The sequence below is a fragment of the Pseudomonas sp. LBUM1678 genome (assembly GCF_059695575.1).
Map to the genome: position 1 here is coordinate 2,864,892 of NZ_CP166775.1, position 17,393 is coordinate 2,882,284.

Genomic DNA, 17,393 nt, shown 5'->3' on the forward strand with positions numbered 1-17,393 from the left:
GGCGTCTCCGACGCTGCTGGCTCGACGGGTTGATGTGCTTGACGCAGCGGCTTTAACCCGCTGACGGCCAGGTGATCGGAGGAGGGAGGTACAGGCGAGAGGTCAGCTGTTCACTGTCCGTATAAAACAGGTAGCTCGGGTAAAGAGGAAGGTAGTAAATCATGGCGCGAGTCCTCGAATCTTATTCTTGTAGTTAGTCGGGCGCGCTTGGCGCCGACGTTGATTGCACGCTACCGCAGAGTGACGAGGGTAATAAGCCGTCAGCAGGGCCTAACTGATATACCGAAATTTTATAGCTTGTCGCGTAGGCCCGGAGGGTGGGGCAATGGGATCGGCTCGAACGCCGCCAAGGCTTATACGATGCGGGCCTGCGGCATTTCACTGAGCGCCAATGCGTTTACACTCACACTACTTTCGACGCATATCGCGCCGAGCCCGACTTTGACTGGCCTGGTAATGGATGTCGTTCAACTCAAAACCCTGATTCACGTGGCCGAGCTGGGCAGCTTGAGCAAGGCCTCCGATCGGCTACACATTGCACAGCCGGCACTGAGCCGACAGATTCGATTGCTGGAAAAAGAACTGGGCACCTACCTGTTTGATCGGCATGGGCGAGGTATGGAAATAACGGATGCCGGCCGCGAAGTGCTGGCGCATGCCACCCGCATCATGGAAGAAATGGAGTCCATTCGAAGTTCGGTGGTGGGTGGAAGGTCTTCTTTTCGGGGATTGGTCGTCATCGGTACAACGCCGACGGTAGCGGAAATAGTCACCGTCCCTCTGGTGCGCAAGATCAAAGAGGCGCATCCGAATCTCGCCATCAGGTTTTCCTCGGCTTTCAGCGGCTACCTGCTCGATTGGGTTCAGCGTGGTGAACTGGAACTGGCAATCTCTTACGACCCCCAACCCTTGCACACGCTACGTATCGTGCCGGTGATGATGGAAAATCTGCTGCTGGTCGGTCCCGCCAGTGCCAACCTGCGCCTTGATGCGCCGGTGTCATTCGCGTCGTTGACTGAGCAGCCCTTGGTATTGCCAAGCGCTCGGCACAGTCTTCGCCTGATTCTGGATAACTGTGCGCGTGAAGTCGGGATCAAGCTGAAGACGAGCGTTGAAGCCGACTCTTTCGGCGCGATGATCGACCTGGTCCGCAATGGCTTCGGCTTGACCGCTTTGCCTCTGGCATCGATTTACGCGCAAATCGAATCGGGTGTGCTCAGTGCGGCGCCCTTGGTCGACCCCATTCCCATGCGTAAATTGGTCCAGGTGTTTCCCGCGGACAGGCGAGTCAGTCCGGCAGCCAAATTCGTAGGGGATGCGTTCATTGAGATTGCTGTCGATCTGGTTAATCGCAGGATCTGGGCTGGACACATGCTCTGAGCGATAAAAATCGCATAGCCATCGATTGATAAGAGTCAAACCTCATTCGTGCTGTTCGACCTGCCCGGCAAACCATTGCATGACCAGCGCACACGCCGGATGAGAAGCCGCCGAAGGTTGCAGGTACAACGAGTAGAGACCCCGCGTCTTCAACGGGCGCCCAAACGGAACGACCAGCACCCCGCGATCAATCGATTCCTGCGCCAGGGTCAAGTCTGTCACCGCCACCCCCAGCCCGCGCGCCGCAGCATCGAGCGCCAATTCGTCGAGGTTGAAGGGAATGTGCCGATAGTCCCCCAGCGGCCTGCCATCATTGGCGGCCAGCCACTCAATCCAGGCTTGCTGGTCGGCCGAACGGTGCAGCAGCGGGAACCGCACCAGATCCTCCATCGACGCCAGCGGCTGGGTGGCGCTGGCCAGGCCGGGCGCACACACCGGCACCAGCGCTTCCTCGAACAGGGTCAGGCAGGCGGGATCGCTGGACGGTTCGGGCAGGTAGAGGATGTAGGCGTCGCTGTCGCTGGCCGGCTCGACGATCTCCGTCGCCACGGTTTCGATCGACAGGGAAATGTCCGGGTGAGAGCGATAGAAGTCGCTCAGTTTCGGCAGCAACCAGCGCACCGCCAACGAGACGTGCATGCGGATGCGGAACGGGCGTTTTTGCGGAGACAGCCGATCCTCAAGGGTTTTCAGTTGTTCGAGAATATTGCGCGCACTGGCCAATACCTGTTCGCCTTCCGGGGTCAGGCGAATGCTGCGGCTGCTGCGGACGAACATCGGCACGCCGAAATGACTTTCCAGCTGCTGGATTTGCCGGCTGACGGCACTTTGGGTCAGGCAGAGCTTTTGTGCCGCTTGGGTAAAGCTGCCCGAGTCAGCAACTTCCACCAGTGCCTGCATGGCTTGAAGGGAGGGGACGTGACGAATCTTATCCATGCGTTTTATGAATGGCTCAATGAATTTATAACGTTGGTTGTATCACCGAAGACCTAATAAATTCTAGCCGTAGCAGCCGCCATCTCTCATTGCCTATGCAATTACCGCATGTGCCGGCGAGCAGAACGACAGTCTAGGCAGGTGACGCATGAATAATGAATGTGGCTGGATCGCGCAAGCAGGAAGTGCTCCGGCGCGTGATCGTCTGATCGGCGCGCAAAAAGCCGATTGGCTCATCATCGGTGCCGGCATTACCGGCCTGAGTGCCGCCCATGCGCTGGCGCAAATGCACCCGCAGGCGCGCATCGTGGTGGTCGACCGGCAACGCGCGGCGCAGGGCGCATCGGCGCGCAATTCCGGGTTCGTGGTGGCCCACGAACACCCCGCCAACGATGAACTGATTGGCAGTTCCGGGTTTGCCGGGTTCGAGGTGGACACGACGATTTCCCGTGCCGCCGGTGCGGAAGTGCGCGAGGTGATTGCCCGTCATGCCATCGAGTGCGATTTCCGGGACTCTGGCTATTTCTTCGCCGTCAGCGATCCCGGCAAGCTGACCCACATCGACGAAAAGCTGCACACCTTGCGGGCACTCGGTGCATCCGCGGAGTTTTTTGAAGGTGAGCAACTGAATCAAAAACTCGGCACCCGGCATTACCGCGCCGCGATCTGGTGCGGCAAGGGCAACGCGTTGCTGCAACCGGCGAAGTACGTGAAGGGTTTGCTGGAGGCGCTGCCGGAGTCGGTCACCGTTTACGAAAACACCGACATCACCGGCCTCGATCGTTTGGGTAAAGGGCGTGTGCGGGCCAACGGCATCGATGGCAGCATCGAGGCCAGGCAGGTGCTGATCTGCCTCAACGCCTTCGTGCCGCGTGCCGGCATTCAGGACAGCGGCACCTTTGCCATGGAGCTCAGCGCCAGCCTTACGCGGCCGTTGAGTGACGAAGAGTTTCGCAACATCGGCAGTGTCGAGCCTTGGGGCGTGCTGTCTACCCGGCCGCTCGGCGCCACGGTGCGGCTGACACCGGATCGTCGGGTGATGATCCGCAACACGGCGGAATACCGCTCGCGGGATTTGTCCGGCCATGAACTGGCGATCCGTCGCCAACACCACGTATTGGGTTTGCAGCGGCGTTTCCCGTGGCTGACCGAGCAGGATATCCAGCACACCTGGACCGGACACCTGAGCGCCTCGCGCTCCGGGCAGCCGTTTTTTTCCAGGGTGGAAGAGGGCGTGTTTGCTGTGGCCGGCTGCAATGGTTCGGGCGTGGCGCGCGGCACCCTTTGGGGCCGACTGCTCGCCGAACTGGCATCGGGTGTTGGCTCGCCGATGCTCGATTCCGTGATGGATAGAGCCCAGCCCGGCTGGCTCCCACCTCGACCCTTGCTCGACATTGGCGCGATGTTTCGGATGCGCGTCGAAGCCGTCCGGGCCAGGACAGAAATCTAGTTTCCGGTTATCACAAAAGAACAAAAAGGTGATTGAACATGCAGGTCAATACTATTTCCCTGATGGTTGCGCTCACGGCATTTTCGGCGGCCACTCAGGCGGCTGAAGAGGTCAATATTTCCAACTGGAACGGCTACATCGCCGACGACACCTTGAGCAACTTCACCAAGGAAACCGGGATCAAGGCGACGTACGACATTCATGACAGCAACGAAGTGCTGGAATCAAAACTGATGACCGGCAACACCGGTTATGACGTGGTCAGCCCTTCGAACCATTTCCTGTCGCGATTGATCAAGGCCGGCGCGATTCAGAAGCTGGACAAAAGCCAGCTGCCGAACTGGAAAAACCTTGATCCGGCGCTGATGAAAAAGCTCGAGGTCAATGACCCGGGCAACCAGTACGGCTATCCGTACATGTGGGGCACGGCCGGTATTGGCTACAACGTCGAGAAAATCAAAGCGATCTTCGGCACCACCGACGTCACCCATTCCTGGAGCCTGATTTTTGATGAGAACAACATCAAGAAGTTGAGTGAATGCGGCGTGGCGATTATCGATAACCCGACGCAAATCCTGCCGATCACTCTTAATTACCTGGGGCTGGCGCCCCACAGCCACGAGCCGGCGGATTACAAGAAAGCCGAGCAGGCGTTGCTGAAGATCCGGCCTTACATCCAGTATTTCCATGCGTCGAAGTACGTCAGCGACCTGGCCAACGGCAATATTTGCGCGGTGATTGGCTTCAACGGTGATGTGGTGCAAGCGGCGGCCAGTGCCAAGGAAGCCAAGAATGGCATCGAGATCGCCTATTCGATCCCGGACGAAGGCTCGACCCTGTGGCTGGACATGGTGGTCATGCCCAAGAGCGCGCCCCACGAGAAGGATGGCTACGCGTACATGAACTACCTGTTGAAGCCTGACGTCATCGCCAATATCAGCAACAGCATCCATTACGCCAACCCGAACCTGGCGGCGGACACGCTGGTCAATCCGGCGGTGAAACAGGACCTGGCGATCTACCCGCCGAAAAACGTGATGGACAAGTTGTTCACCGTCGAAGACCTGCCCGCCGCGATTGCACGGCTGAGCACACGTCTGTGGACCAAGTTGAAAACCAACACCTGACGGAACGGCGCCCGGGTTCCGTGGCTGGAACCCAGGCCTCACCGCATCATGCTCGCTTCGGCAGTTTCCAGTTCGGCCGAATGAAATGACAGGTGTAACCGGTCGGCAGTCGTTCGAGGTAGTCCTGATGCTCCGGTTCTGCTTCCCAGAACGGGCCGGCGGGCACGATTTCAGTCACGACCCGGCCGGGCCAGATTTTCGAGGCGTCCACATCGGCTGCGGTGTCTTCGGCTACTGCTTGCTGCTCTTCGTTCAGATAGAAAATCGCCGAGCGGTAGCTGAGGCCGATGTCATTGCCCTGACGATTGGCGGTCGACGGGTCATGGATCTGGAAGAAAAACTCAAGGATCTCACGGTAGCTGGTGATCGCCGGATCAAACACGACCTCGATCGCTTCGGCGTGGGTGCCATGGTTGCGGTAAGTTGCATTGGGCACATCGCCCCCGGAGTAACCGACGCGCGTCGACAGCACGCCTTTTTGTTTCCTTATCAGATCCTGCATGCCCCAGAAGCAGCCACCGGCCAGGATTGCGGTTTCAGTTTGCGTGGTCATCGCTTACTCCTCAGTGTTCATTGATTTGATCAGGTTGTTGCGCAGGGTCACGATCGCCTTCTGCAGTAGCGTGAACTCGTCTTGCGTCAGGCCCGTTGCGCCGGCGAGGCCGTTTTCCGGTTGGTCTTCGCGCAACGCCTTGCCTTGTTTCGTCAGGTTGATGCGCACCTGACGCTCGTCCTCAGGGTCGCGCTGGCGTTGCAGGAAGCCCATCGCTTCCAGTTTCTTCAGGATCGGCGTGAGTGTGTTCGATTCAAGAAACAGCTTTTCGCCGAGGCTGCCGACGGTCTGATTGTCCTGCTCCCACAGCGCAACGATGGTGATGTATTGCGTGTAGGTCAGGCCCAGGTGTTCGAGGATCGGCTTGTACGCCTTGCCGAACGCGAGGTTGGTTGAATAGACCGCAAAACACAGGAAGTCGGAGAGCTTCAGGTCTTCGGGTACCGTTTTGTCGGTGGATTTCATGGGTTGCCTCGTTCGTCAAAGACGGCTTTGTCGCCTGCGTGAAATATACCTCGTGTGCGATGGTGTCGTAAGTGCCGTAAGTGTTGGTGTGATCAACGGCAAGGAGCAGGTTCAACGCAGGGAGTCGAACCTGCCGCGCCGTGCATCACGCCGTGAGGACGTTCAAGTCCACGTCGATGTTGCCGCGCGTTGCCTTCGAGTACGGGCAAATCTGGTCGGCGGTGTGCGCCAGTGTTTTCGCAATGTCGTCTGCCAGGCCGGGCACGCGCAGGGTCAAACGAGCTTGAAGAAAGTACTCTGCACCGGTCTGACCGACGTCGACTTCGATGTCGACGGACATATCCGCCGGCAGCACCACGTTCAGGTCATTGGCCACCAGACCGACGGCGGCGGTGTAGCAGGCCGACCATGCCCCGGCAAACAGCTGCTCGGCGGCCGGGTGCGGCTGGGTGGCGGCGAACACGTGCGTTGGCTGGGCGTTGCCGGGCGACGAGATGGCGATGTCGAGGCTGCCATTATGGCCGCGCGAAGTGTTGCCGGTGCGGCTGGCGGTGGTGTGGGTTTTGCCGGTGGCCAGTACTTTTTCGATCTTGCTCATGGGGTGATTACCTGAATGTTTCAATAAGGTTGTTGTGCGTATGCGCTTACATCGCATGCGACATATGTGATGTTTCTACACATGCAAAAGGGTACTAAAGCTTCCCGGTATTTCAGGCCGTGAGAACGTTCAGGGCCACGTCGATGTTGCCGCGTGTTGCTTTCGAGTACGGGCAGATCTGGTCTGCTGCGTGGGCGATTTCCGTCGCTACACCGTGATCCAGACCTGGAGCCCGCAGCGTCAGGCGTGCCTGGAGGAAGTATGCGTCGCCGGTCTGGCCGAGGTCGACTTCGATATCGACGGACAAATCGGATGGAAGCTCAACGTTGCGCTGCTTGGCGGCAAGACCGACGGCGGCGATGTAGCAGGCCGACCATGCACCGGCGAACAATTGCTCGGCTTTCGGGTGCGGCTGGGTGCCTTCGAATTCGTGGACTGGCTTGGCATTACCCGGCGACGAAAGCACGATGTCGAGGCTGCCGTTATGGCCGCGTGACGTGGTGCCAGTGCTGCTCATGGTGGTGTGGGTTTTGCCGGAGGCCAGGACTTTTTCGATCTTGCTCATGGGGTGAATCCTCAAAGGTGCATTAGGGTTTGTTTATGTGTCGTATACGTTTGTGTCGTATGCGATTGAAATAATACTCTCGCAGCCGCCACTCCAAGTCAAGAGGGGGAAGGGGGACTTGGCGACGAATGGTCGAATGACTGCGGAGGTGGCACTGGCTCCCGATTCTGCGCAACGAAAAAGCCCGCACAAGGCGGGCTTCGGAATCGAGTAGGTGGCCAGCGCTGGTCTCTGGCTTACAAGGTTTATCAGGCTTCTGACAGAACAGTTTTGTGCTGTCCTGCTTCACACGGCATAAGGGCTGGACCTCACCTCGGAGATCTTTCTAACCGTGTACCCTTAGGAGCGCGCCCCACGCTTCCTCGCTATCCTCTTGCGCATCAGTCTGCGTCTTCACCTACAGAATTTAGAATAGCAAAGGCTGCGGAACGCAAACCGGGCTTTTTAGACCGATTTCGTCCTTCCGGAAAAGTGGCAGGATGGAAAACTGCTATCAGATACAGCCTGCCGGGAAGGCAGGCCGCATTGGGTGCCTGGATTAGATCAGATTGATCGTGACGTCGATGTTGCCACGGGTCGCTTTGGAGTACGGGCAGGTCTGGTGCGCGGCATCGACCAACGCCCGTGCAACAGCAGGCTCCAGGCCCGGAAGGCTGACATTGAGGCGCGCCTGGAGGAAAAAGGCGTTTTCGGTCTTGCCCAGATCCACTTCGGCATCAACGGCGACGTCGCTCGGCAAAGTCACCTTCAGCGCAGCAGCCGCTTTACCGATCGCACCGATAAAGCAGGCCGACCAACCTGCAGCCAGCAGCTGTTCCGGATTGGTCCCGGCGCCTGAAGAGCCGGGCGGGGAAAGCTTGATGTCCAGACGTCCATCGTCGCTTCGCGACTCGCCGTTGCGGCCGCCAATCGTGTGGGTCTTGCCGGTATACAGCACGGTGTCGATTTCATTGATCATGACGGGGTTCCTGCTAAAGGTTGGGGGCCTCACCTGTTGCCGCCGGTTCTTTGGGCGAAGGGGTGAGGTCCCCACTTTTTCACCTTTATGTAGTGCCTATGTGTCCTGATCCTGTGGTTGTGTATCGCTGTGTAAGATCGCCTGCGAACATACACACCGATACAAACCCGTTACGCCTGCCAGTTTTTTCTGTGAGCCGGTGCGCCCAGAGGCGAACTGGTTGCACCGCCATCGACGACAATCTCTGCGCCTACGACGTTTGAAGAATCGCTGGAAGCGAGGAACAGGGCGACGGTAGCGACTTCATGCGCTTCACCGATGCGACCGAGCGGGATGGTGGTCTTCAGTTTTTCCTCCAGTGCATCCATTCCAACCTTGGCGGCATGGGGGTTCCAGACCGGCGTACGCGCAGCCCCGGGCGTGATCTGGTTGACGCGAATGCCACGGGGAGCAAATTCTGCGGCCATCACTCGTGTCATCGAGCGAACGGCGCCTTTGGTGGCGGCGTAGGCGCTGTATGCCGGCCAGCCCATGTCGGCGTGCACCGACCCGTTCAAAATGATCGAAGCCCCCGGGTTGAGGTGCGGTTCGGCCGCTTGCACGGTAAAAAACGTGCCGGTGAGGTTGGTGTTGATGATGTTCTGGAACGTTTCCAGCGTGGTGCCGCCGACCGGGGTCAATCCCGCAATGCCGGCATTGGCGAACACGATATCCAGCTTGCCGAATACCGCGACCGCTGCTGATACGGCGCGCTCGATCTCTTTCACGTCGGTCAGGTCTGCCTTGATCGCCAGCAGGTTTGGCCCCAGCGCCTCCCGGGCTTCATCCAGGGTTTTTTGACTGCGACCGGTGATCGCCACTTTTGCGCCTTCGGCGATAAACAGTTTGGCGGTGGCCAGGCCGAGGCCGCTGTTGCCGCCGGTGATGAATGCAGTTTTTCCAGCCAGTTTCATTGGGAATCTCCTACGGTTTTATTATGCAACCATTGATGGCGAAGTGACTGTGCGTCTGGCACAGAAAACGGGTTACTGGTTTTGTCATGAAACCAAGTGCTGTGATTTTTACCAGCGTTGGTTGTATTATGCAACCACATGCCGACTGAAACATTTACATCAGCGTTGGCACCCTTTTTTGGAGGTTCGTTTACGTGAAGCGCAAAAGCTTGCAGGGCAATCCCTGTCCGGTCGCTCGATCCCTGGATCTCATTGGCGACTGGTGGTCCTTGCTGATCATTCGTGATGCGCTCTCAGGCACGAAGCGCTTCAGTGATTTTCAGAAAAGCCTGAATGTCGCGAAGAACATCCTGAGTACCCGCCTCAAAGGCCTGGTGACAGAAGGGGTGATGCGCATGGAACCGGCTGCTGACGGGAGTATTTACAAGGAGTATGTGCTAACGGAAAAGGGCAGGGCGTTGCAGACCGTCCTCATTGCCCTGTCGCAGTGGGGCAACGAGTTTTTATACGAGCCCGGCGAAGCGGGGTCCGTCATGGTCGACGCAAAGGATCGTCAGCCGATCCAGAAACTGCAGTTGGTTTCAACGGACGGGCGACGTCTTAAGCCAGAAGACATCGTGACCAAACTGGGCGTACCGCACTGACGTGCGCCCGCGGTTGTATCCGAACGTATCCCCGGCACCGATAGTTACCTGGGCATACAAAACCACGCTTTTCTCGACACCTGCGCGATACACAGCGACCTCGTAATGAAGCCACCGCAACCGCGGCATTCTTTGGAGAATTGCGATGTCCCGTATCAAATCCCGTCACACCGCAGGCCTGCTCGGCATCGCCCTGGCTGCCGCCGTTTCACTCAACGCATTCGCGGCTGAAGAAGCAAAAGCGCCCGCGCAAGCCACTCCGGCAAAAAGCTGGCAGACAGGCCTTCACCGCACGGACCTGGTGCGCGAGGACCTCGATATTTCCAAGGGTGAGGTGATTCAGGTTCGTGTCGATTTCGACCCGGGCGTCGTATCCCCCAAGCATTCGCACCCTGGCGTGGAAGTCGCTTACGTGATCTCGGGCACCTTCGAGTATCAGCTTGAAGGTCGGGCGCCGATCACGCTTAAGGCCGGCGACTCCTTGTACATCCCGGCAGGCACATCGCACGTCGCGAAGAACGTCGGTGACGGCAAGGCCTCGGAGCTGGCGACCTACCTCGTGAAAAAAGGCACACCGCTGTTGATCCTGGATAAATAAGCGATAGCCGCCCGATGCAGTGCATCGGGCGGCATGGTGAACAGCGTCTTCAGATCCCGGCTGTCTCCCCTGGCCAACCGGCCTGGCGCAAGGCCTTGAGCAGTGTTTTCGCATCTAGTCCCGGCACTGTGTGGCCGTTACCTTCAGTGGTTTCAGCGGCCAGCAGGGCGTTGATGATCGCTTCCTCTACTGCTTCAGTCGCGGCCAAAAACAACTCGCTGATGTGGTCGTTGTTGACCATGCTCAGGTTGTCACAGGTGGGCGCACCTTTCCCTTCGTAAGCGGCTGGTGGCACGTGTTGGTTGCCGGTGGCGAAGGCGATGAAAATGTCGCCGCTGTGGTCTTCGTTGCCGCCGCCGGTACGGGCAAGCCCGAGGCTGGCACGCTGTGCGAGGCGCGTGCATTGATGCGGCAGCAGCGGCGCATCGGTGGCCAGGCAAACGACGATCGAGCCCATCCCCGGATACGGCAGCGATGCCCTGAGGAACGGTGAGTCAGCCTGTTCCATATAGCGCCCGACCGGGTAACCATCGACACGCAGTTCATTGCGAATGCCATGGTTGGCCTGGACGATGGCGCCGACGGTCCAGCCGCCCTGAGCCTTGCTCAATTGCCGCGACGACGTGCCGATGCCCCCCTTGAATTCGTGACAGATCATCCCGCTGCCGCCGCCCACCGCGCCTTCCATCACCGGTCCGCCCGCGGCATTGCGCTGGGCCTCGGCCACATGCTCGGGCTTCACATGAAAGCCGTTGATGTCGCTGAGCAGACCGTCGAAGGTCTCCAGCACCACCGGCATGTTCCAGTAAAGTCGCCCGTCATCGGGCTGAGCTTCTCGATCCAGAGCAATCAGCGCATCCCGCACCACGCCCAGGCTGTGAGTGTTGGTGAAGGCGATCGGACTGGTCAGCAGCCCGGCTTCACGAATCCACTCAAGACCCGTGGCGTCGCCGTTGCCGTTGAGCACATGGACGCCGGCAAAGCACGGTTGCTGATTGGTCGATCCGGCACGCGGTTCGATCAGGGTCACCCCGGTGTAGATGTCGCGGCCATTGGCAGTGCGGCCGCGCACATCGCTGTGGCCGACACGCACGCCGGGCACATCGGTGATGGCGTTGAGTGGGCCGGGTTGCAGTTGGCCGAATTGGATATTCAAATCGCGGGCACGTGGTTTCATCGTTTTTCTCATCTTCTATTTATTCAAAAAATGCGTGGCTGACGCGATCCCTGTAGCAGCTGGCGAAGCCTGCGTTCGGTTCGGGCCGCGTTCGGACGCAGCAGTCGTAAAACCGGCTTTCTCGGTACGCCTGACATACCGAGTGCTCTGAAAAGACGACTGCTTCGCAGCCGAACGCAGGCTTCGCCAGCTGCTACAGGTCTCGTTGGGATTACTGACCGTTCTTCACCTTGCTCCAGATCCGCGTGCGCACCCGTTCAGTGGCTGGCGGCAACGGCTGAAGGGTGAACAACGTGGCGAGCGCTTCGGCCGACGGATAAACCGCCGGGTTGTTGCGGGTCGCTTCGGCCACCAGCGGTGTCGCGCTGCGGTTGCCGTTGGGGTAGGACAGGTGATCACTGACCGGGGCGATGACTTCGGGGCGCATCAGGTAGTCGATGAAGGCCAGACCTTGCTCCGGATGCGGTGCGTCCTTGAGCAACACCAGCGTATCGAACCAGACCGGCGCACCTTCCTTCGGCAGGCTGTAAGCGATCTTCACGCCGTTGTTGGCCTGCTCGGCAGTTTTCCTGGCTTCGAGCATCGCGCCGGACCAACCCACCGCCACGCAAATGTTGCCATTGGCCAGGTCGCTGATGAACTTCGACGAGTTGAAGTAAGCGATGTGCGGACGCAGTTTGAGCAGCAGCGCTTCGGCCTTTTTGTAGTCCTCGGGGTTGGTACTGTTCGGTGGCAAGCCCAGGTAGTGCAGGGCGACCGGCAGCATTTCCGACGGCGAATCGAGCATCGCCACGCCGCACTGGCCGAGCTTGGCCAGGTTCTCTTCGTTGAACACCAGGTCCCAGGAATCCACTGGCGCCTTGTCACCCAACGCGGCACGCACCTTGTCGATGTTGTAGCCGATGCCGTTGGTGCCCCACAGGTACGGCACGGCGTATTGGTTGCCTGGATCGTTGTTGGCCAGTTTCGCCAGCAGGTCGGTGTCCATGTTTTTGAAGTCCGGCATCTGGGCGCGGGGCAGTGGCGCCAGGGCTCCGGCCTTGATCAGGGTCGGCAGGCTGAAGTTGCTCGCCACCACCACGTCGTACCCACTGCGGCTGGTCAGCAGTTTGCCTTCGAGCACTTCGGCGCTGTCGAAGGTGTCGTAGACCGGCTCGATACCGGTGTCGCGCTTGAAGTCATGCAGGGTGGTGGGACCGATGTAGTCATACCAGTTGTAGACATGAACCGTGGGACCTTCGGCAGCCACCGCCGACAGCGAAACGCACAAACAGGCGCTCAGTCCAAGATTGATCTGTTGACGGGGACGACTCATGATGCGGCACTCCTGGCCTGCTGCAGGCCGGTGATGAACAGGTGCTTGCAGCGTATCGGCAGGCGGGGTACTCACCCATTCCCATCATGGGTTACTCGAAAGGGGTAGTGCGTGGACGCGTTGTTGAAAGAGTTGCCGGTGCACCAGGGGCTGGCGCGGGTATTTGGCGCGTTGGGTCAGGACGGTTTCTGGCGCGCGCTGGTCGACACGCTGCGGCTGCTGGTGCCGCTGGACAACGCGTTGGTTGCGGTGATGCGGGCGGGGCGAGTGCCACGCTTGCTGATCGACTTCGACTCAAAAGGTGGCGCCACCGAGCAAGAAGAACTGGCGGACTACAGCGCCGGCATGTACCTGCTCGATCCGTTTTACCAGGCGGCTTGCGCCGGCATTGCCGATGGCTTGCACAGCCTCGATTCGGTGGCCCCCGACCAGTTTCAGCAGAGCGAGTATTACCTGAGCTACTTCCGTTCGGTGGTGGGCGGAGACGAGTTGCAGTTCATGGTCAACAGCGACGGCGCCGTGCTCGGTTTATCGCTGGGGCGCTCGACGCGGTTCACCCTCGAAGAGCAGGGGCGTTTATTGTGCGTGCGGGATTGGGTGCTGTCGGCAATGCGCCGGCATCTGCAGTTGATGCCGCCGGAAGGCACGACTGCCGAGGCCGTGGCCGGCGATCTGGCGACCTTGCTGGATCGCTTCGACGCGCGATTGTCCATGCGGGAAGTAGAAACGGCGCGACTGATTCTCCAGGGCTTCTCCAGCAAAGCCATCGCCCAGCAAATGGGCATCTCCCCGGAGACGGTGAAAGTGCATCGACGCAATCTCTATCACAAGCTCAACGTGAACGGTCATGGCGAGCTGTTTGCGCTGGTGTTGCAGCCGCGTTGACTGGCTCACCCCAATCCCCCTGTAGGAGCGAGCCTGCTCGCGATAGCGGTTCATCATTCAACGCGGATATCGACTGACCCAACGCCATCGCGAGCAGGCTCACTCCCACAGTAAAAGCAGTACTCACTCTTTCAGTGTGAACACCAACGCCTTCAACCCGCACTCAACATCAGCATCCGGAAACTCCGGCGGATTCTCCAGCCGCCGCTCAAATCGCAACCCTGGTGCCTCACGCATCACACCGTCGATCAGGAAGTCCGCCCCGAACGCCGGATCGTTCATGCACGCCAGCACCGTCCCCTCAGGGCTGAGCAGCTCCGGCAGCCGACGCAGCACGCGCTGGTAGTCCTTGGTCAGCAGAAAACTGCCTTTCTGAAACGACGGCGGATCGATGATCACCAGGTCGTAAGGCCCTTTGCCGATTACCTTGCCCCAGGACTTGAACAAGTCGTGGCCGAGAAAACTCACCTTGCTCATGTCGTGGCCATTGAGCCGATGATTGTCGCGACCACGGTTCAGCGCCGGGCTGGACATGTCCAGATTGACCACGTGCTCGGCGCCTCCCTCAATGGCGGCGACCGAAAAGCCGCAGGTGTAGGCGAACAGATTCAACACGCGCTTGCCATCGGCATTGGCCCGTACCCAGTCGCGGCCATAACGCATGTCGAGGAACAGCCCGGTGTTCTGCTTGCGGCCCAGGTCCACGCGATAACGCAAGCCGCCCTCGGTGATGGTCATGTCCTCGATCACTTCCCCGATCAACCATTCGGTGGTGCTTTGCAGCAGATAACGATGCTGCAGCGCCAGGGTGTGCGCGCCGGATTGCGTCCACTCGGGTGACCGGGTGATGTCCATCAGTCGCTGTTTCAACGCATCCAGCTGCGTAGCTTCAGGTTCCTTGAACAGCGACACCAGCACCACGCCCTGCAGCCAGTCGACGGTCAATTGCTCCAGCCCCGGCCAGCAGCGTCCGCGACCGTGGAACAGCCGGCGGGTTTCTGCGGGTGCCGTTGCCAATGCGGTCAGCAGATGATCGTGGAGGGTGGTGAGCGCTTCTGAATTCATCGGGTCGGGTCGGTCATTTGAGGGGGCGGCATTTTAACCACAATTGCGGCGCAAGGGCCGCTGCCGGGGATCAAGAGTTATCACGGTTAATTTAACTTTACGTGAGGATTTGGCGACTTGTCGGCTCCCATACTCGGCTCCAACAACAAACAACAACCGCCGGGAGCCCATCATGTCGCAGTTGCCTGCTTCGCCCACGGTCAGCACGCACCCACGCTGGCTACGGCTCACCCATTGGCTGAACGCCCTCGCGGTGCTGGTCATGGTCACCAGCGGTTGGCGCATCTACAACGCGTCGCCACTGTACGACTTCAGTTTCCCCAAAGGCATCACCTTGGGCGGCTGGCTCGGCGGCGCGTTGCAATGGCATTTCGCGGCGATGTGGTTCCTCGCCATCAACGGTCTCGTCTACCTGATCATCAACCTCGCCAGTGGCCGACTGTCACGACGCTTTTTCCCCGTGTCGCCCAAAGGTGTTTTGCACGACCTGTGGGCCGCATTACGCGGCCGGCTGGGGCATGCCGACTTGAGATATTACAACCAGGTGCAACGGCTGGCGTACCTGTTCGTGATGGTCGACATCACGCTGTTGGTGATCTCCGGGCTGGTGTTATGGAAGTCCGTCCAGTTTCCGCTGTTACGTGAACTGCTCGGCGGCTACGAAACCGCGCGCCATGTGCATTTCATCGCGATGACGCTGTTGATGGCCTTCGTCGCTGTGCATCTGGTGATGGTCGCGCTCGTACCTAAAACGCTGCTGGCCATGATCGTCGGTCGCAAGGAGCCCGTATGAAACAGCGCATCGAAGGTCTGGACGAGTCGTCCATTCTGAAAGACGCCCGGAAAATCATTGCGCCGCATATCGAGGACCGCTCACGCCGCTCGTTCCTGATGCGTGGGCTGACCCTCGGTGGCGTGGCCATGTTGTCTGGCTGCAACATCACCGACAACGACAGCGTCGAGACCGCGTTGTCGTCCATGTCGCGGTTCAACGATCGGGTGCAGGGCTGGCTGTTCAATCCCGACGCGCTGGCACCCACCTATCCGGCGTCGATGATCACCCGGCCGTTTCCCTTCAATGCCTTCTACGGCATCGACGAGGCGCCGACTGTCGAGGAAGAAAGCTATCGACTGGAAGTCACCGGGCTGGTCGCAGACAAACGCAGCTGGCGCCTCGAAGAGCTGCGCGCAATGGCGCAGAACGAACAGATCACCCGGCATATTTGCGTCGAAGGCTGGAGCGCGATCGGTCGCTGGGGCGGCGTGCGGTTCAGCGATTTCCTGAAGCGGGTCGGTGCCGACACTGATGCCAAATATGTCGGTTTCAAATGCGCCGACGATTACTACACCAGCATCGACATGGCCACCGCGCTGCACTCGCAGACCTTGTTGGCGCTGACCTACGACGGCGCGGTGCTGCCGCGCGAATACGGCTTCCCGATGAAGCTGCGCATGCCCACCAAGCTTGGCTACAAAAACCCCAAACATATCCAGGCGATTTTCGTCAGCAACACCTACAGCGGCGGCTACTGGGAAGACCAGGGCTACAACTGGTTCGGTGGCAGCTGACGGCACCAGGCAACTTCAACGCGCAGCTCACGCTGCGTTCAATCGCAACCTGCGCTCCAAGGAGTTTCATCATGAAAAAGCTAACCACCGTCGTTCTGTCCATGTGCCTCGCTGTGGGCGCTGCCAGTGTGTTTGCCGCCGAAACAACCAACGGCATGAGCAACGACAGCATGAGCAAGGACTCGATGTCCAAAGACGCCATGAAAAAAGACACGATGCAAAAGGATGCCATGAGCAAGGACACAATGAAAAAAGATGCCATGTCCAAGGATTCGATGAAGAAGGATGAAATGAAAAAAGACGCCATGTCCAAGGACACCATGAAGAAGGACGACATGTCGCAGTAATCGGATACAACTCAATCCCTGTAGGAGCAAGCTCTGCTCCTACAGGGTCGTGCATTCCAGGGTATGACTTGAAGTCATGCCCTCATGACTTTTAATGGTTACAGCCCCGCCAACCCTCAGTGTTAAAAAATCGCAAACACAGCTCATCAACAACAAAAAAGAGCGTTTGCACCCATGACTGATTCCCTCCGCCACGTCCTTCGCTCTTCGACCCCCGACCAATGCCACGCGACCTCCACGGTCTGCGTGCGGTTCTGATCACCCAAAATCACTGAAGAGTAACGACTCATGAAAGAACTCGACCTGTACATCGGTGAAGGCTTCGAAGGCCCAGGCGTGAACGCCGCGCACATCAATATTCTGATCGGCCCGCGCAACGGTCCGGCGGGGCAGGCGTTTGCCAACAGCCTTGCGTCGCCGAGCCAGGGCCATTGCCCATTCATGGTCATTGCCCAGCCGAACATCCCGGTCAAGCCGATGACCCTTTACGTCAACAAAGCCGCGATCAGCAGCGACCTGCACGGCAACGCCACCTGGGGCGCGTCCCAGGCCGGGATCGCCAAGGCAGTTCTGGAGGCGCTGCTCGACGGCACCTTGCCGCCGGAAGCCGAAGACGAGTGGGCGATCGTCACCGCGAACTGGGTCAATCCGGCCTGCGATGACCTGGACGCGGTCTACTTGAACAACTACAACGCCTGCCGCACCGCAATCCGCGCCGCCCTGACCGGCAAGCCGGAAACCGCGCAACTGGCGGATGTGGTCAATCACATCTGCAACCCTTTCTACACGCCAAAAGCCTGAGGTCCGC

Annotated in this window: 20 protein-coding genes; 10 read left to right on the top strand and 10 right to left on the bottom strand. The window is 59.3% G+C overall.

Annotated elements, in window-relative coordinates; translation table 11 throughout:
* Positions 1–456 precede the first annotated feature (456 nt).
* The gene (locus ACA070_RS13235) at positions 457–1,380 is read left to right on the top strand and encodes a LysR family transcriptional regulator (protein WP_497451946.1); all 924 of its coding nucleotides are present in this window, start codon (positions 457–459) and stop codon (positions 1,378–1,380) included.
* Between the two features lie 42 nt (positions 1,381–1,422).
* On the opposite strand, the gene ACA070_RS13240 is transcribed toward ACA070_RS13235, so the two are convergent.
* Entirely contained in the window at positions 1,423–2,316 is an 894-nt protein-coding gene (locus ACA070_RS13240; RefSeq protein ID WP_497451509.1) for a LysR substrate-binding domain-containing protein, read from the bottom strand.
* A gap of 148 nt (positions 2,317–2,464) precedes the next feature.
* Between ACA070_RS13240 and ACA070_RS13245 the strand changes: the two genes are divergently transcribed.
* Both ACA070_RS13245 and ACA070_RS13250 read left to right on the top strand, forming a co-directional pair.
* On the top strand, positions 2,465–3,766 hold the full coding sequence (locus tag ACA070_RS13245) for an NAD(P)/FAD-dependent oxidoreductase (RefSeq protein WP_497451510.1): 1,302 nt from the start codon (positions 2,465–2,467) through the stop codon (positions 3,764–3,766).
* A 38-nt stretch (positions 3,767–3,804) separates the two neighbouring features.
* Entirely contained in the window at positions 3,805–4,893 is a 1,089-nt protein-coding gene (locus tag ACA070_RS13250; protein WP_497451511.1) for a polyamine ABC transporter substrate-binding protein, read from the top strand.
* A gap of 46 nt (positions 4,894–4,939) precedes the next feature.
* Here ACA070_RS13250 and msrA read toward each other — a convergent pair whose 3' ends face one another.
* From msrA to ACA070_RS13280, 6 genes are all read right to left on the bottom strand, one after another.
* Positions 4,940–5,446: a peptide-methionine (S)-S-oxide reductase MsrA gene (gene msrA, locus ACA070_RS13255; RefSeq protein WP_497451512.1), complete on the bottom strand. Its 507-nt coding sequence runs from the start codon at positions 5,444–5,446 to the stop codon at positions 4,940–4,942.
* A 3-nt stretch (positions 5,447–5,449) separates the two neighbouring features.
* Positions 5,450–5,911 carry a MarR family winged helix-turn-helix transcriptional regulator gene (locus ACA070_RS13260; protein WP_462027520.1) on the bottom strand — a complete coding sequence of 154 codons (462 nt, stop codon included), beginning with the start codon at positions 5,909–5,911 and terminating at the stop codon, positions 5,450–5,452.
* 145 nt (positions 5,912–6,056) lie between these two features.
* The gene (locus ACA070_RS13265; RefSeq protein ID WP_497451513.1) at positions 6,057–6,509 is read right to left on the bottom strand and encodes an Ohr family peroxiredoxin; all 453 of its coding nucleotides are present in this window, start codon (positions 6,507–6,509) and stop codon (positions 6,057–6,059) included.
* A 112-nt stretch (positions 6,510–6,621) separates the two neighbouring features.
* Positions 6,622–7,074 (bottom strand): Ohr family peroxiredoxin, encoded by a 453-nt coding sequence (locus ACA070_RS13270; protein ID WP_461954486.1) that lies wholly within the window; start codon positions 7,072–7,074, stop codon positions 6,622–6,624.
* Positions 7,075–7,612: 538 nt separating this feature from the next.
* The gene (locus ACA070_RS13275; protein WP_497451514.1) at positions 7,613–8,032 is read right to left on the bottom strand and encodes an organic hydroperoxide resistance protein; all 420 of its coding nucleotides are present in this window, start codon (positions 8,030–8,032) and stop codon (positions 7,613–7,615) included.
* 170 nt (positions 8,033–8,202) lie between these two features.
* Positions 8,203–8,985, bottom strand: coding sequence for an SDR family NAD(P)-dependent oxidoreductase (locus ACA070_RS13280; RefSeq protein WP_497451515.1), 783 nt, complete (start codon positions 8,983–8,985; stop codon positions 8,203–8,205).
* A gap of 194 nt (positions 8,986–9,179) precedes the next feature.
* On the opposite strand from ACA070_RS13280, the gene ACA070_RS13285 reads away from it, so the two are divergent.
* Positions 9,180–9,629, top strand: a complete 450-nt coding sequence (locus ACA070_RS13285) for a winged helix-turn-helix transcriptional regulator (RefSeq protein WP_497451516.1) — start codon at positions 9,180–9,182, stop codon at positions 9,627–9,629.
* A 145-nt stretch (positions 9,630–9,774) separates the two neighbouring features.
* Positions 9,775–10,227, top strand: coding sequence for a cupin domain-containing protein (locus tag ACA070_RS13290; RefSeq protein WP_497451517.1), 453 nt, complete (start codon positions 9,775–9,777; stop codon positions 10,225–10,227).
* Between the two features lie 49 nt (positions 10,228–10,276).
* On the opposite strand, the gene ACA070_RS13295 is transcribed toward ACA070_RS13290, so the two are convergent.
* Both ACA070_RS13295 and ACA070_RS13300 read right to left on the bottom strand, forming a co-directional pair.
* On the bottom strand, positions 10,277–11,404 hold the full coding sequence (locus tag ACA070_RS13295; protein ID WP_497451518.1) for a DmpA family aminopeptidase: 1,128 nt from the start codon (positions 11,402–11,404) through the stop codon (positions 10,277–10,279).
* Between the two features lie 211 nt (positions 11,405–11,615).
* Positions 11,616–12,719, bottom strand: coding sequence for a polyamine ABC transporter substrate-binding protein (locus ACA070_RS13300; RefSeq protein ID WP_497451519.1), 1,104 nt, complete (start codon positions 12,717–12,719; stop codon positions 11,616–11,618).
* Positions 12,720–12,830: 111 nt separating this feature from the next.
* On the opposite strand from ACA070_RS13300, the gene ACA070_RS13305 reads away from it, so the two are divergent.
* Complete coding sequence (locus ACA070_RS13305) at positions 12,831–13,604, top strand: helix-turn-helix transcriptional regulator (protein ID WP_497451520.1); 774 nt, start codon at positions 12,831–12,833, stop codon at positions 13,602–13,604.
* Between the two features lie 123 nt (positions 13,605–13,727).
* On the opposite strand, the gene ACA070_RS13310 is transcribed toward ACA070_RS13305, so the two are convergent.
* On the bottom strand, positions 13,728–14,669 hold the full coding sequence (locus ACA070_RS13310) for a class I SAM-dependent methyltransferase (RefSeq protein WP_497451521.1): 942 nt from the start codon (positions 14,667–14,669) through the stop codon (positions 13,728–13,730).
* A 172-nt stretch (positions 14,670–14,841) separates the two neighbouring features.
* Here ACA070_RS13310 and ACA070_RS13315 point away from each other — a divergent pair, with 172 nt between their 5' ends.
* From ACA070_RS13315 to fae, 4 genes are all read left to right on the top strand, one after another.
* Complete coding sequence (locus tag ACA070_RS13315; protein WP_497451522.1) at positions 14,842–15,462, top strand: cytochrome b/b6 domain-containing protein; 621 nt, start codon at positions 14,842–14,844, stop codon at positions 15,460–15,462.
* The gene (locus ACA070_RS13320; RefSeq protein ID WP_497451523.1) at positions 15,459–16,238 is read left to right on the top strand and encodes a molybdopterin-dependent oxidoreductase; all 780 of its coding nucleotides are present in this window, start codon (positions 15,459–15,461) and stop codon (positions 16,236–16,238) included. Before ACA070_RS13315 ends, ACA070_RS13320 begins: the two co-directional genes overlap by 4 nt.
* A 71-nt stretch (positions 16,239–16,309) precedes the next feature.
* Entirely contained in the window at positions 16,310–16,585 is a 276-nt protein-coding gene (locus tag ACA070_RS13325; RefSeq protein ID WP_497451524.1) for a pentapeptide MXKDX repeat protein, read from the top strand.
* Positions 16,586–16,873: 288 nt separating this feature from the next.
* Complete coding sequence (gene fae, locus ACA070_RS13330; protein WP_497451525.1) at positions 16,874–17,386, top strand: formaldehyde-activating enzyme; 513 nt, start codon at positions 16,874–16,876, stop codon at positions 17,384–17,386.
* Positions 17,387–17,393 lie beyond the last annotated feature (7 nt).